Annotated in this window: 13 protein-coding genes and 1 tRNA gene; 5 read left to right on the top strand and 9 right to left on the bottom strand. The window is 56.1% G+C overall.

The window, feature by feature from the left end:
• Nucleotides 1-43: 43 nt before the first annotated feature.
• Nucleotides 44-119: transfer RNA gene (locus DW003_RS02440), tRNA-Thr, on the bottom strand.
• A 207-nt stretch (nt 120-326) separates the two neighbouring features.
• Here DW003_RS02440 and DW003_RS02435 point away from each other — a divergent pair.
• Complete coding sequence (locus DW003_RS02435) at nt 327-809, top strand: PTS sugar transporter subunit IIB (RefSeq protein WP_118387320.1); 483 nt, start codon at nt 327-329, stop codon at nt 807-809.
• Nucleotides 810-1,135: 326 nt separating this feature from the next.
• Here DW003_RS02435 and DW003_RS02430 read toward each other — a convergent pair whose 3' ends face one another.
• The 4 genes from DW003_RS02430 to DW003_RS02415 all read right to left on the bottom strand — a co-directional run bounded on the left by DW003_RS02430 (nt 1,136) and on the right by DW003_RS02415 (nt 4,865).
• Nucleotides 1,136-2,188 carry an aldose epimerase family protein gene (locus DW003_RS02430; protein WP_118387318.1) on the bottom strand — a complete coding sequence of 351 codons (1,053 nt, stop codon included), beginning with the start codon at nt 2,186-2,188 and terminating at the stop codon, nt 1,136-1,138.
• 181 nt (nt 2,189-2,369) lie between these two features.
• A complete protein-coding gene (locus tag DW003_RS02425) occupies nt 2,370-3,893 on the bottom strand; it encodes a PTS transporter subunit IIC (protein ID WP_117855623.1) in 1,524 nt (507 codons plus the stop codon).
• Nucleotides 3,894-4,014: 121 nt separating this feature from the next.
• A complete protein-coding gene (locus DW003_RS02420) occupies nt 4,015-4,320 on the bottom strand; it encodes a PTS sugar transporter subunit IIB (protein WP_117716300.1) in 306 nt (101 codons plus the stop codon).
• A 53-nt stretch (nt 4,321-4,373) separates the two neighbouring features.
• On the bottom strand, nt 4,374-4,865 hold the full coding sequence (locus tag DW003_RS02415) for a PTS sugar transporter subunit IIA (protein ID WP_117716301.1): 492 nt from the start codon (nt 4,863-4,865) through the stop codon (nt 4,374-4,376).
• Between the two features lie 337 nt (nt 4,866-5,202).
• Here DW003_RS02415 and DW003_RS02410 point away from each other — a divergent pair, with 337 nt between their 5' ends.
• A complete protein-coding gene (locus DW003_RS02410) occupies nt 5,203-5,967 on the top strand; it encodes a DeoR/GlpR family DNA-binding transcription regulator (protein ID WP_118387316.1) in 765 nt (254 codons plus the stop codon).
• Nucleotides 5,968-5,987: 20 nt separating this feature from the next.
• On the opposite strand, the gene DW003_RS02405 is transcribed toward DW003_RS02410, so the two are convergent.
• Both DW003_RS02405 and DW003_RS02400 read right to left on the bottom strand, forming a co-directional pair.
• Nucleotides 5,988-6,293 (bottom strand): type II toxin-antitoxin system RelE/ParE family toxin, encoded by a 306-nt coding sequence (locus DW003_RS02405; RefSeq protein ID WP_118387314.1) that lies wholly within the window; start codon nt 6,291-6,293, stop codon nt 5,988-5,990.
• Nucleotides 6,283-6,549, bottom strand: a complete 267-nt coding sequence (locus tag DW003_RS02400) for a type II toxin-antitoxin system Phd/YefM family antitoxin (RefSeq protein ID WP_118387312.1) — start codon at nt 6,547-6,549, stop codon at nt 6,283-6,285. Before DW003_RS02400 ends, DW003_RS02405 begins: the two co-directional genes overlap by 11 nt.
• 302 nt (nt 6,550-6,851) lie before the next feature.
• Between DW003_RS02400 and DW003_RS02395 the strand changes: the two genes are divergently transcribed.
• Nucleotides 6,852-8,222, top strand: a complete 1,371-nt coding sequence (locus DW003_RS02395; RefSeq protein ID WP_118387310.1) for an ATP-binding protein — start codon at nt 6,852-6,854, stop codon at nt 8,220-8,222.
• A gap of 402 nt (nt 8,223-8,624) precedes the next feature.
• Here DW003_RS02395 and lacG read toward each other — a convergent pair whose 3' ends face one another.
• Complete coding sequence (gene lacG, locus DW003_RS02390) at nt 8,625-10,064, bottom strand: 6-phospho-beta-galactosidase (RefSeq protein WP_118387308.1); 1,440 nt, start codon at nt 10,062-10,064, stop codon at nt 8,625-8,627.
• Between the two features lie 66 nt (nt 10,065-10,130).
• A complete protein-coding gene (locus tag DW003_RS02385; protein ID WP_118387306.1) occupies nt 10,131-11,900 on the bottom strand; it encodes a PTS transporter subunit EIIC in 1,770 nt (589 codons plus the stop codon).
• A gap of 356 nt (nt 11,901-12,256) precedes the next feature.
• On the opposite strand from DW003_RS02385, the gene DW003_RS02380 reads away from it, so the two are divergent.
• A complete protein-coding gene (locus tag DW003_RS02380) occupies nt 12,257-13,261 on the top strand; it encodes a LacI family DNA-binding transcriptional regulator (protein WP_118387304.1) in 1,005 nt (334 codons plus the stop codon).
• A 214-nt stretch (nt 13,262-13,475) separates the two neighbouring features.
• Entirely contained in the window at nt 13,476-13,814 is a 339-nt protein-coding gene (locus tag DW003_RS02375) for a PTS lactose/cellobiose transporter subunit IIA (protein ID WP_089572387.1), read from the top strand.
• Nucleotides 13,815-14,170 lie beyond the last annotated feature (356 nt).

Genomic DNA, 14,170 nt, shown 5'->3' with positions numbered 1-14,170 from the left:
CCCTAAGAGCAAACCACCCTTTTTAAGGGTGGTTCTGATTCAATGGAGCCAGCGACCGGGCTCGAACCGGTGACCCCCGCTTTACGAGAGCGGTGCTCTACCAACTGAGCTACGCTGGCGGCCATGTGGTGACGCAACTGAGGCGTCAACGGCTGTCTATAATACGGGACATCGCACATCCGCGCAAGTGTTCTGACGGCTTTTCTCACTTTAAATGCACTAATATTGGAGACGTGATGTCTGCGGCGTCCATTTGGCGCTTGACCTGCTATTGAGCTGGTGGCCGACGTCCCGCTCATATGGGTCTCAAACAGAATGGGGCAGCCATGGCTCAGCCCAAGATCCTTCTCACGCGTATTGATGACCGTTTCATTTACGGGCAAGACGTTGAGCTGTGGAACGAGACTGTGGGTTCCAATCTTGTCTTAATCGTCAACGATGAGATCGCGGCAGATTCGCGCCAATGGGCACCCATGAGGGTCGCGGCGCCCGATGGCGTGTGGACGCGGTTTTTCTCGGTACAAAGGACTGTCGACATCATTCATACTGCAACGCCGCGCCAATGGATTCTCATCATGGTGGCGTCGCCCGCCGATGCGCTCACGCTGGTCAAGGGCGGTGTGCCGATCACCAAGATTAGCATTGGCCATATGCAAGCAGGGGAGGGCAAGCGTCCCACAACGCCCGCAGTCGCCATAGACGATGCAGACGTCGCCGCCTTCAGAGAGTTGCAAAAGCTCGGCATAGAACTAGAAATCCGCTATCTCCCCAGTTCCGCCCCCGACCCCATCGGCAATCTGTTCAACTGATCCCTTGGGGACGGAGGAAAACGGATCATTTTGCCCTTGCGAGGGACGCGCGCGATACCGCCTGTTAAAAACTATGTCCATTTACTACGTTTGATCGGCTATCGCCGAGCATGTCGAATTTGAGAAAAACAAAACCGCAGGTAGACGGCTCGCGAATTTAACAAAAACCGGTGCATGGTCGAGCAACCCGGGCTAAAAGTAGTAAATGGGCATAGTTTTGATATGTCACTCATACAGTCACAGCGAAAATGAGCCCAAAAGATGAAAAAGCGCCCGTCGGCGGTGGTGCCGGCGGGCGCTGCTGTGCGATATGTTGTGTTATGGGCTTAGTGCCTCATAAAGTGGTATTCGATCACATTGCTGTAGGGGTGACCCGGGCCCACAATGCCCTGCGGGAACAGCGGCTGGTGCGGCGTGTCGGGGTACATCTCTGCCTCGAGGGCAAAGCCGGCGCCCCAGCTATAGTTGGCATCGTCCTTGGCGTGCTCGTCGCCCAGCCAATTGCCAGTGTAGAGCTGCACGCCCGGGGCGGTGGTGTAGTAGTCCAGCTCGCGGCCGGTCCACATCTCCTCGACATGCAGGGCGCGGCGCAGGTTGCGACCGTACTGATAGTCATCGATGCACAGGCAGTGGTCGTAGCCGCGTGCCTGCTTAATCTGTGGATCGTCGGCCTCCATGCCAGGCGCGACGGGGCGCAGCTCACGGAAGTCAAACGGCGTGCCCTCGACCGGAGCAATCTCGCCGGTGGGAATGTTCTGGTCATCAATGGGCAGGTAGTGGGCGGCGTTGGCGACAAAGAAATGTTCGCAGTCCATGCCGGCGTTATGGCCGGCAAGGTTAAAGTACGTGTGGTTGGTCATGGACACGTAGGTGGCGCGGTCGCTCTCGCAGCTATACTCGATGCGGAAGACGCCGGTGCGCGTAACGGTAAACACGGCCGTAAAGGTTCGGTTGCCGGGCAGGCCCAGCTCGCCATCCTTAAGCGAGGTGGTCATGCGCACAGCGTTATGGACCTCGTCGAGCTCAACATCCCACACGCGTTTATGCAGGCCGTGCTCAAGATCGCTGTGTAGGTTATTGGCGCCCTCGTTGGCGGGCATATGCCAGTCCGTGCCGTCGATGGTGATCGTGGCGCCCGCGGTGCGGTTTGCCACGGGGCCGATGGTCGCGCCAAAGCAGGCGGGGTTGTCAAAGTAATCCTCGAGCTTATCGAAGCCCAGCACCACATCGCGCACGTTGCCGGGAATGTCGGGCACATCGATACCCAGCACGGTGGCGCCATAGTCCATAATGCGAACGTAGATCTCGGGCCCGTTGAGGGTGTAACGATGAACGGGGGTACCGCACGGCGCGGTGCCGAAAAGCTCGGAAGTGATCATTTGGTTCCTAACATCGAGATATTTCGGACAAACTGTAGCGCGAACAGGCGAGATTATCACTACACCCCACTAAAGCTGGGGGTATTTTTCTCAAAAAAGTGATGATTGACTTACTGTGACGAAAAAAAGAAACCCGCCGGGATGCGACGGGTTTCTTCCACAGGGGATATGTGGCAATGAGTTAGGCGTTTGCCTTTGCGGACTCGGCTTCCTTGGCAGCCTTGAGGTCCTCCTCGGTAAACTTGCCGGTGGTGAGCGGCGAGAGGGTGCACTTGTCCTGCTTCGCGTACTCGATGTTACGAGCGATCATCTGCTTGCGATACCAAGCGAAGAGCGCGACGTACACGACGATGGCAACGACAGTGGCGATGATCATGGTCACATCGCCCGTGGTCGCCTTGCCCACGAAGAAGGCCAGGAACTTCTCGACAGGTCCTTCCATGGTGGTCTGAGAAATCAGGCCGGTAACGCCATCGGGGAAAGCGCCGACAGTCTTAGCGGTAAAGGTAACGAAATCGGCGACGAGGGTGCCAGCGCCCAGGAAGACGGGCAGCAGGACAGCGCCAATGACGACCATGCGAATCACGCGGCCGCGGGTGACAACGAGCAGTGCCGGCGTCAGACCCATGGCGATGATGCCACCGAGCGGCAGCAGGCCGTTCCAAGTGCCAGTCGGGGAGAAGGGGAAGGGAACGTTGGCGAGCAGCAGTGCCTCACCCAGCATGACGGGGGCAAGGATGTTGGCAGCAGCCCAGATCTCGGCGCGGCCGGCGATGAAGGGCCAGTCGAGGCCGACGTTGAGGGTACGGCCCTGGAGCCACTTGCTGTTGTTGGCAAAGTCGGAGATGCCCTGAGACAGCGGCTCGACGGCTGCGATGAACCAAGAACCGATCATGGAGAACAGCTCAAGGCAGGTTGCGGCGGTAAAGGCGAGCGTGCAGATCTGCTGCGGGGTCTGGTGCGAAAGAAGGCCGACGAAGACGCCCAGGTAGATACCAATAGCAAACTTGGAGCCCCAGAAGCCGATCATGTTGTTGAGCTTGGCAGCGTCGAAGTCGTACTTATCGAGGAAGGGGAGCACCTTGTCGATGATCTTGTTGAGCAGCATGGCCAGCGGGTTCATCATGTAGTTCATGTGAGTCGTGGTCATGGGGTTCTCCTCGGGAGCACCCAAAAGATCGTTGAACGTGGGCTTCATAAGGTCGGAGTTCATGATCTTCATAACGCCGACGAAGACGACGAGCAGCGTGGCGACGACGATGTTGGCGCCAAAGTAGATGCAGGCAAGGCCGACAAAGGCGAGGTGCCAAACGTCAAAGATGTCGACGTCGATGGTGTTGGTCTTGGCGAGCACGATCATCACGATGTTGACGATGACGAGGACCATCAAGAAGTACAGCGTGTAGGGAGAACCCCAGGTGATGGTGGCCAGCGGTGCCCAACCCACGTCGGTAACGGTGAGCTGAAGGCCGGTGGACTCAACGAACGTCGTCATGGCGCTCGAGAAAGCCGTCGTCAGAATGTTGATGATGGCGCCGATGCCGGTAATGGCGATGCCGAGCTTAAGACCGCCCTCGAGGGCCTTGGTAAACTTAACTTTGAAGAGAAGGGCAATAACCGTCAAAACGATGGTCATCATAGGGGCTGCGCCAAGGTCGATCAGCGGCTGAAAGACGGCATTAGCAAACCCGATTACTGCGTCCATGTCTCCCTCTTTCCTAAAAGAGTGTTTCCTTTTCCGTATGTTGCCTTAAAAAAGGAAGATGCCGTTCCCGGTCGTCATCTTCCTTAAAGCCAAAGATTGTGCAGAGCGAAGCTGCAAATGATTAGTTGAGACCCTTTTCCTTGATAATGGCCTCAATCTTGTCGTAAACCGGCTTAGCCATAGCAGGCATGCGATAGAGGATCGGGCCGGCGTCGACGATCGGAGTCTTAACCTCAAAGCCAAAATCGGTCTTGGCGATCTGGGCGAAGATGTCGTACTGAGAGAGCATCTCCTCGTTAACGTCCTTGATCATCACGGCGTCGCAGTGCAGGTTGTAGCCGCGATTCTTGAACTCGGACTCGATGGCGTCCTTGATCTGATGGCTGGAGTTAACACCGGCGCCACAAGCTGCGAGAACCTTAATCATGATGAATTCCTTTCTCTATGCGGGTTATTCCGCGGATTCCTAAGGGTGGTTGGCTAGTCGGCAGGAAAGTTGTCGACCAAGAACTGGTAGATGGCCTTGGCGTCGGTCATGGAGAACAGCTCCTTGACGCGATCGGTGCCAAGAGCGTTAACGAAGTCCATGATCTTGGCGAGGATGCCCACCTGGGCCTCCTTGTCGTCGTTGAGAATCATGAACAGGAACGAGACGGGGAAGGTCTGCGAGGGGTCGATCATAGAGTGCCACTCGACGGGGGTCGTCAGCTTGACGGGGACGATGCGACGGGTGTGAACGAACTCGACCTCGGTGTGAGGAACGGCAAAGCTGGGCAACTCGGGGTCGACGACGGACATATCCATGCCGGTGGGGTAGCCCTTTTCGCGCTCGATGATGTTCTCGAGAAACGCGGGCGCCACATAGTTTTTGAGTGACAACTTATTGGCGATCTCGGTAAAGACCTCTTCTTGCGTGGTGCGGTCGCAAACAAACACGGTGTCTTCGAAGAACAGATTGCTCTCTGCGGACATGTCTGCAACTCCTTCCGTTCCATGCAGATCGAACATGTTCGAATCTGTTTGTTTAAGTTCTCTGTTATTTAAGTCTAAGAGAATTAGTGTGTCAATCTGTTTTCTATTGTTCGGCAAAGTTCAATTTGCTTTATTGAGGCAACATTGGATTGAAATGATTTTAAAATCGCAGCTTTTTGCCTATGTATAGCTGAAGTTGATGTGTCGGATACATTCGATATTCAACGTTTGGCGTTTACTATCCTACCGTTCACCGGGAAAAACCGACCGTTTAGGGTGAGTGAGCATAAATGTTCGATTACTATAAATGCGAACAAAACCACTCAAAGGAGTAAAAATGATCAAGGCGGAGCGTCAGGATAAGGTTCGTCAGCTGCTCGAGGAACAGGGGACGGTCTCGGTAAAAGAGATTTCTGATGCGTTAGGTGTCTCGGACATGACGATCCGCCGCGACCTTGAGGAACTTGCGAGCCTAGGCGAGATCGAGCGCGTGCACGGCGGAGCCCGCAGTGCACAGGGCCGTCCCCACGCTATGCTGCGCCATGAGTATTCGCACAGCGAAAAGCGCACTAAGCATGCCGAGGAAAAGCTGCAGATCGCGCGCCGCGCTGTGGAGCTTATCGAGGAAGGCTCGACCATCTTCTTGGGTACGGGCACCACGGTTGAGCAGATGGCCTCGATGCTGCCGGCGTTTCGCCTGCGTATCGTGACCAATTCGCTTTCGGTGTTCAACCTGCTCGAGGAGCGCGAGGACTGCGAGCTGTGCCTCGTGGGCGGTATGTACCGCCGCCGCACTGCCGCTTTTGTGGGGCCGACGGCCGAGGATACCCTACGTGCGCTGGGCATCGATGCGGCGTTTATCGGCGCCAACGGTATCTTGGACGGTGACGTATCCACGTCCAACATGGACGAGGGCCGTATCCAGCAGCTCGCCTTTAGCAAGGCGGACTCGCGCTATCTGATCGCCGACTCCAGCAAGATCGGCAAGCGCGATTTCTATACCTTCTGTCGCCTGGACAGTTTAGACGCCGTGGTGTGCGAACCGGGTATTGCTGATGGAGATCGCGCCGCCATCGAGGAGCACACGCAGGTCATCTGCTAGTTCGTACTGCGGGAGATATCTTAGACCAAGCGGGCGTAGTCCTGTGACTGGTGAAAGACGTGGGCAATATAGATTGTTTCGTGCTCAAACTTGTATAGACACACGTAGTTGTTGACGGGAAACGATCGGTAATTACGTGCCGCCAGCTCTTGCATGTGTGAGAGAGGTCGTAGGAGCGGCTGCTCGCGAAGCAAATCAAGCTGATATTCAAACTCAGCGACAAAATTGCCCGCTGCGCGCGGATTCTTGAGGATTTGGGCAAGGTATCCGACGATACTCTCGTACTCATATCGCGCGCTTTTGAGTATTACGACGTTATAGGCCATATTTGTCTCGTATCGAGGTCACGAAGGTGTCATAGTCGCTGTAGTCGCCTTGCGATATTTCGTCTTCTGCCAACATCATACGAGACAACAGTTTTGCCTTGGCGATTTCTTCTTGCATGAGGCGATACTGGTCGCTGCTGATGCAGTGCATGGCCTCGTAGCCGTTCTTAGTTACGGTGACGTCGCGCTCAGACTCAACAAGTGCGGTGAATGTGGCAGTGTCCTTCATGTCTCGGACGGGCACACAAACTGACATGGGTACCTCCTTTGCGTTGGGACACAATTGTACCACGCCGTATCAAATAATCGGTACCGTCGAATTGTCTCAATCTGTAACAGTTGGGAGTAGAAAACCGGGTTAGATGTTACAGATCGAGACGGTGAGGCATAGCATCCGTTATGCGTAAAGCTCGGTATTACTGTATGTCTCAACCATTGCAATGGTCGGTATTTTTGTAGCTATAAGCTCATTTAAAGCTCGGTATTTTTGTATTATTAGATATATCTGAAGGTCGGTATTTTTGTAAACTAGCACGTAAATTATGCTGAGGTGAGATTATGTTTAAACGGAAGGCATATGATCGTCTGCAGGAGTGGAAAGAACGCTCGCAAGGGCGCACTGCGGTGCTTATTGAGGGTGCAAGACGCGTTGGCAAAACGACGCTCGTCAAGTGCTTCGCGCAAAATGAATACAAGGATTATCTGTACATTGACTTTTCGGCTGCTAGCAAAGCCACGCTCGATATATTTCTGAACCATCGTGAAGATGTCGATCTTTTTTTACGCATGCTTCAGCTGCAGTATGGTAAGGCCCTCGAACCGAGAGAGTCGCTGGTCATTTTTGATGAAGTGCAGCGGTTTCCCATCGCGCGCGAATACATAAAGCATCTTGTAGAAGACGGCAGATTTGATTACATCGAGACAGGCTCTCTTGTCTCCATCAAAAAGAATGTCGATAGCATTGTCATACCGTCAGAGGAAGAAAGGATCCCTCTCGAGCCCCTCGATTTTGAGGAGTATCTTTGGGCGACCGGAAAAGATCTTTATGCAGAAGAGATCCGTAAAGCGCGCGAATCTCGGACCGCGCTTCCGGACGGCGTTCATGCGACGTGCATGAGATTATTTGATGAGTATATGCTTGTCGGTGGTATGCCTCAGTCGGTCGACTCCTTTGTGGCAGAGAATGATTTTAGAGGATGCGACAGGGTTAAACGGCAGATTATCGCACTGTACAGGGAGGACATTGCCAAGTTTGGAGGTTCGGACGCTAGACGTGCGCGGGCGGTTTATGACGATATTCCGGGTCAATTATCTGCGGCAAATAAACGGTTCAAATTTGACAGCTTGGAGAAGGGGTCCCGTTTTGAGACATATGAGTCGGCGTTAATCTGGCTTGAGGATGCGCGACTGATTAACCGTTGCTATTTATGCAGTGATCCGAGCGTGGGTTACCGCCTGCACGAGGACGCGTCTTCGCTTAAATGCTATATGGCGGACACGGGATTGCTCGTGAGCTTGGCGTTTGATGATGGTCCGGACCTTATGGATGTTCATAGAGACATTCAATTTGGAAGAATTTCAATTAATAAAGGAATGCTAATCGAGAACATCGTGGCGCAGCAGCTTAAGGGTCTGGGGCATTCGCTTTTTTATTACAGCTGGCAGGAGCCTTCCAAAACAGAGGGGAGTCGGCCCAGAACGCGTGAAATTGATTTTCTTGTTTCGCGCGGCTTTGAAGACGCGGCTGGAAAACCGCGGGTCACTCCTGTTGAAGTTAAATCTTCCAAATCGTATTCAACAATCTCGCTTGACGATTTCGGCAGACGATTCGAACGACGAGTCGGAGAAGAGATAGTTCTTCACCCAAAACAGCTCAGGGCTGAAGGGCATAGGATATATCTACCTCTGTATATGACGATCTTTATCTGATCGACGGTATGCGGCCAAAAGGGGGCATGCGGCTGAGATTGTCAGCCCGGTCTATTTCATTTGTCTCGATCTGTAACAGCTAGGGGCGAAAACACAAGCTAGTTGTTACAGATTTAGATTGAAGGGATTGGCTCGCACGTTTATCTAAATCTGTAACAACTAGACGTCCAAAACCGGGTTAAGTGTTACAGATTTAGATATTTCGGCCCGGCCTCCACGTTTGTCTCAATCTGTAACAGGTGGGACCGAAAAACTCAGCTAGATGTTACAGATCGAGACAAATGGTTGCCGACCCGCTCAAAAACAAAAAGACCGGGGGCGGCGCGCCGCGTGACGTGCCGCCCCCGGCTGAGAAATGGGGACAAGTTATGTGAGCGGGGCAATTCCGCTCGTCGCAAGTCGCTAGTCCAGACGACGGGTCTGCGCCACGTGCTTGTACCAGTAGGCGCTTGCCTTGGGCGTGCGCTTTTGGGTTTCAAAGTCTACGTAGAAGAAGCCATAGCGCTTGTTGTAGCCGTTGGTCCAGGAGAACTGGTCCTGTAGACTCCACAGGAAGTAGCCGCCCACGTTGACGCCCACCTCTATGGCCTTGAGCAACCAGCGCAGGTGCTGCTCGATGTAGTCGATGCGCGGCTGGTCGTCCACAAAACCGTCCTTGTAGGGGTCCTTGTAGCCCATGCCGTTCTCGGTGATGAAGATCTGCTTGTAGTTGGGGTAGCGCTGCTTAATGTAGACGAGCAGATCGAACAGGCCCTCGGGATAGATGATCCAGTCCCAGTCGGTGGTGGGGATGCCGGGCTTGTTCACGTGCTCGCCAATGCCCTTGACGCGCCAGCGGCCGGTACCCTTCTCGCCCGTGCCGTTGTGGTGCAGGTCGTTCTCGCCGTCGTAAGCCTTGAGGAAGCGGCACTGGTAGTTGTTGACACCCAGGTAATCGTTGTAGAGCGCAGCCTCGCGCATGATTTCCAGATCCTCGTCCAGGATCTGGATGGTGCCGCCCGAGATGGCGGCCAGGCGGTTGGCGCACTCGAGGGTGTCGGGAGCATAGTCCCCGCGGAAGGTGGCGTCGAGCAGGAACTGGTTTTGCAGCACGTGCTCGTTATTGGCGGCCTTGATGTCGGCGGGGTCGTTCTCGTTGAGCGGATACTTAAACTCCAGCGATTGAATGACGCCGATCTTGCCCTTAAAACCGCCGTTGTGGAAGGCCAGCACGGCCTTGGCGTGGGCGAGCATCATGTTGTGCTCGCACTGGAAGGCCTCGGCCAGATGAGCTTTGACGCCGCCGGGGAAGGTACCCTCGATGTAGGTGTTGGAGGCGTCGGCCCAGATCTCGTTAAAGGTGAACCAATAGGTCACCTGGTCGGCGTACTCCTTAAAGCAGAAGGTGGCAAAGTCCACAAAGGCGTCGATGGTCTCGCGGTTGAGGAAGTCGCCCTTCTCAAAGAGGGGCAGCGGCGTGTCGAAGTGATGCAGCGTGACAAACGGCTCAACGTGGTGCTTGTGGCACTCGGCAAAGAGGTCGTGGTAGAACTGCACGCCCTCGGGGTTCACCTTGCCGGTGCCCTCGGGGAAGATGCGGCTCCAGGCAATGGAGAGGCGAATGCCGTTGATACCGAACTCCTCGCACAGCTCCAGGTCCACCGGATACTGGTTGTAGAAGTCGGAGGCGGGATCGGGAGAGAAGCGGCCCTGGGCCTCCAAGAAGTCGTCCCAGGCGACCTTGCCCTTACCGTGGGTGCGGGTCTCGCCCTCTACCTGGTAGGCAGCAGTGGCGCCGCCAAAGACAAAGTCCTCGGGGAACTGCGCGGGCGGGTTGGTGACGCTGGCGGGGTTAACGGACATGATGATCCAATCGTTTAAATCGAAGGGCCAGCCGGTCTTGGATAGTCGGCTGGCCCTAAGCGTTACTTACTTCGACAGCTGCTCGGAGACGAAGGCGAGAGACTTGTCGCCGTTCTGGGAGAGCTCGATGTACTGCTTACCACGGCAGGCGACGCACTTGTTGCCCACACGCTCGCAGTCCTTCTGCAGGTCGGCCAGGTAGCTGGCAGCCTGCGGGGCCAGGACGACCAGGTCAAAGTCGGGGAGCATGTCCACGTGGTTGCCATAGGCATCGGCAGCGGTCTCAAGATCGATGCCGCGCTCCTTGGCGGCCTTGGCCAGCGCGTTGGCGAGCAGGCCCGAGGTGCCGCCGCCCTGGCAGAGCACGAGTACGCGCTTGCCGTTGAGGTCGCTGGCGGCCGTAGCCTCGGTGGCGGCAGCAGCGGGGGCGGCGTCGGTCTTTACGACCTCGGCAGCGGCGCCGGCGGCAACACTCTTGGCGTCGGCCTTACCCTGGAAGGCGTCGTTGAGCTTGGCGGCCTTCTCGGCGTTCTTGGCGGCGAGCTCCTCCTGGGAGATCTCGGCCTCCTCGGCGCACTTCTGGGCGTCATAGGCACGGAAGAACGGATAGTACAGGACAAAGTCGACGACTAGGATGATGGCGAGCATCACAAAGGCGAGCGGCTGGAAGCCCAGGCCCATGATGGTGCCGATGGGGCCGGGGACGGTCCAGGGCAGGGTGTACATAAAGCCGTTCATGCCCAAGAAGTCGATAAAGACCTTGAGGATCCAGATGTTGGCGATCGGGGCAAAGACAAACGGGACAAAGAAGACGGGATTGAGCACGATAGGTGCGGCGAACAGCAGCGGCTCGTTGACGGCAAAGCACACGGGGACGATGGCGGCCTTACCGACGGCGCGCATCTCCTGGGACTTGGCCAGGAAGCAGAACATAAAGACCAGGACAAGCGTGGCGCCGGTACCGCCCATGCAGACGACGAAGTACTGGGCGCCCTGCGTCAGGACGGCGGTGGCGTGCTCGCCGGCCTGGAATGCAGCCAGGTTGTCGGTCATGTTGGCAACGAGAGCGGCGGCGATGGCGGGCTCGACGATCGAGGGGCCGTGGACGCCGACGAACCAGAAGAGGCTCATGGCACCGTAGATCACAGCGAGACCGATGTAGCCGTCGGCAGCGGTGAACAGGGGCTGGAACACCTGGATGACGCCCTGGGCAAAGCAGAAGCCAAAGGCAGCGCGGAAGACGATGTCAAAGACCCAAAAGACGGTGATGCAGACGGAGAAGGGGATGATGTCCTTAAAGGTCTGCGAGATGTTGGGCGGAACCTGCTCGGGCATCTTGACGGTGATGTTGCGCTTAATGAAGAACTTGTAGATGATGCCGGTCACAAACGCAGCGATGAAGGCAGTCAGCAGGCCCTTGGAACCAAGGTAGGTGGTGTTGAAGCCGCTGGCGGCGTCCGTGGCGATGGTGTCGCTCGAAAGGAGCAAGAAGCCGATGATGGCCGCGCACATGCACGAGATAAAGTTGATCTGGTTGTTCTTGGGCAGGTCGCGGTTCTGGGCGTCGGCGAAGTGCTTGGCCGTGGTGGCGGCACAGGCGATAGCCAGGATGCCCATGGAGTAGTTGTAGCACTTCCACAGGGCGTTGTTGATGTCATCGGGCCAGTAGAAACCCCAGATGTTGGGGACCGAGGCTACCAGGCAGAAGATGGACGAGAAGATGATGATGGGGATGACGGAGATAAAGCCGTCGCGAATCGCCTTGAGGTACTTGTTGCGGGCGATCGCGTTGAAAAAGGGCTGGCCTTTTTCGATGGTGGCGATGAGTTGCTCCATGCAATGCTCCTAAGAGTCGGTGGGTTAGCAACGATGGTAGCTTTTGACGTCTGGTTGCCAAAATGTTGACGTTGCCATTTTGCGACACAAAAAAGATGTGAATCGGTGGCCCCTGTGCCTGTAGACCGTCGATTCCTTGCGTGTAAACGATTGAGCCGCCCGGTGGCTCTGTGTTTGCACAATGGCAACGTTAACATTTGGGCGACAAAAGCCGTTCGGCGAAGCAGAATTGTCGGTGAACGGTAGGTTTTGGGTGGTAAGCGTATCGTTGGAGAGACGTTGGATATACTTAAATGTGTTCAAAATGACTGCGCAGGATGCCGTCAATGGCATCGTTGACATAGAAAGATCGACCTATGGCCGCTGTTAAAAAATCGGTTTCCGTTAAGGATGTGGCACGCCTCGCGGGCGTCTCGGAACAGACGGTCTCGCGCACCGTGCACGATTCGCCCAGCGTGCGCCCCGAGACCAAGGAGCGCGTGCGCGCCGCCATGCGCGAGCTGGGGTATCGCCCCAATTTTGCCGGTCGATCGCTGCGCCGCGGCAAGTTTAAGACCGTCGGCGTCGCCATGTTCAACATTACCGGCACCGGCAACCTCGACCGTATGGAGGGCTTTGCCGCCGCGGCCGACAAACATGGCTATGCCATCACCCTCACTAAAGTAGACGGGCATCCGTATACCCTCGAGAGCGCATCGTCGCGCATGAGCGCGCTGCCGGTGGATGGCATGGTTGTGATCATGAATCGCATGCCGGCGGACTTTGGCACCTTCGAGCCGCTGCCCGGTATGCAGACGGTGCTCGTTACCATGCTGGAGCACCCGCTGTGCTCGACGGTCGATAACGATCAGTTCGATTGCTCGCGCCAGGTGGTCGAGTACTTGCTGGAGCAGGGGCACAAGACCGTGCACTTTATCTCGTGCCCCGAGCGCTCACTTTCGGGCATGCGTCGCGAGGAGGGCTGGCGCGAGACATTGCGCGCGCATGGTATTGAGCCGCCGCGACTCGTCCGTGGCGATTGGACGGCACAGAGCGGATATGCCGCCGGCCAGGTGCTTGCGGACGATCCGAACTGCACAGCCATTTATGCTTCCAACGATGCCATGGCCTACGGCTGCATTCGCGGGCTCGAGTCGCGCGGGAAGCACGTGCCCCAGGACGTAAGCGTGGTGGGTGTTGACGATAGTTTGGGCGATATCGTGCCCGATCGTCGCCTGACTACGGTGCGCTTTAACAACAAGCGCGTCGGCATGTGGGCGGTCGACAAGATTGCCGGCGCCGAGGGCGCTGCACCCGGTGTGGAGCACATGCTGTTTCCGGGTGTGCTCGTCGAGGGCGATACGGTGCGCGATGTACGCTAGGGTACGGACCTGTTTGGGTTGCCGCTAATTGTGTTCGAGAATGTTCAGATTGGTTTAAAAACCGTTCACGGGTGAAAAGCAACCGTTCACAGCTCGAAATTACGTTTTGCGCTGTTCTTTTTTGTTTGAATGTTAATGTTCCTGCCATACACAGCGCAGCGCGTATGCCCGGACGCGATGCTCTCCGTTGGTTCATATGTGAAAGGAACGCAATATGGCAACCAAAGAAGAAATCTCGATGGTTGGATTCGAGATTGTCGCATACGCGGGCGACGCCCAGACCGATCTGCTTGCAGCGCTCGATGCTGCTCGCGAGGGTGATTTTGAGAAGGCCGAGCAGCTGCACAAGGATGCCAGCGATGCACTTATCGGCGCCCACGACACGCAGACCAAGCTGCTTTCGCAGGAGGCCGGCGGCGGTGAGATGGAGATGACCTTCATCATGGCTCACGCTCAGGATACTCTCATGACCACCATGATCCTGGAGAAGCAGACCCGCTTTACCATCGATGCCTATAAGCGCATCGCCGCACTCGAGGCTAAGCTCGCCTAACGAGCCTTCACAACCAAGTCCCCTTCCAAAAGCTCTGCCGCTACCCGCGACAGGGCTTTTTCTATATCCCATCTGTCTTGGTTGCGGTGAAATTTGGGTTGACAGGCCAAGATGCCCCGCTGTCCTCCGTCCCCCGAGGGGTAGTGGCGACGCTCGCCACGAAAATGGCCCATCTACTACGTTTAACCCGATACCCCCGAACACACCCGCGTTTCATGAAAAACCGCAAGCGTTCTACCTGCGGTTTTGTTTTTACGCCACGGGGCATGGTCGGGGATGGGCAGTTAAACGTAGTAGATGGGCCCATTTCGTGGCAAGCGGGTCATGCGGCGGCTCGTTGCGCCTCCTGTCGTTCG

The sequence above is a fragment of the Collinsella sp. AF36-3AT genome, from assembly GCF_003475205.1.
Classification (GTDB): domain Bacteria; phylum Actinomycetota; class Coriobacteriia; order Coriobacteriales; family Coriobacteriaceae; genus Collinsella; species Collinsella aerofaciens_AF.
The sequence above is the reverse complement of the archived record's forward strand: the minus strand, read 5'-3'. Positions and strand labels throughout refer to the sequence as shown.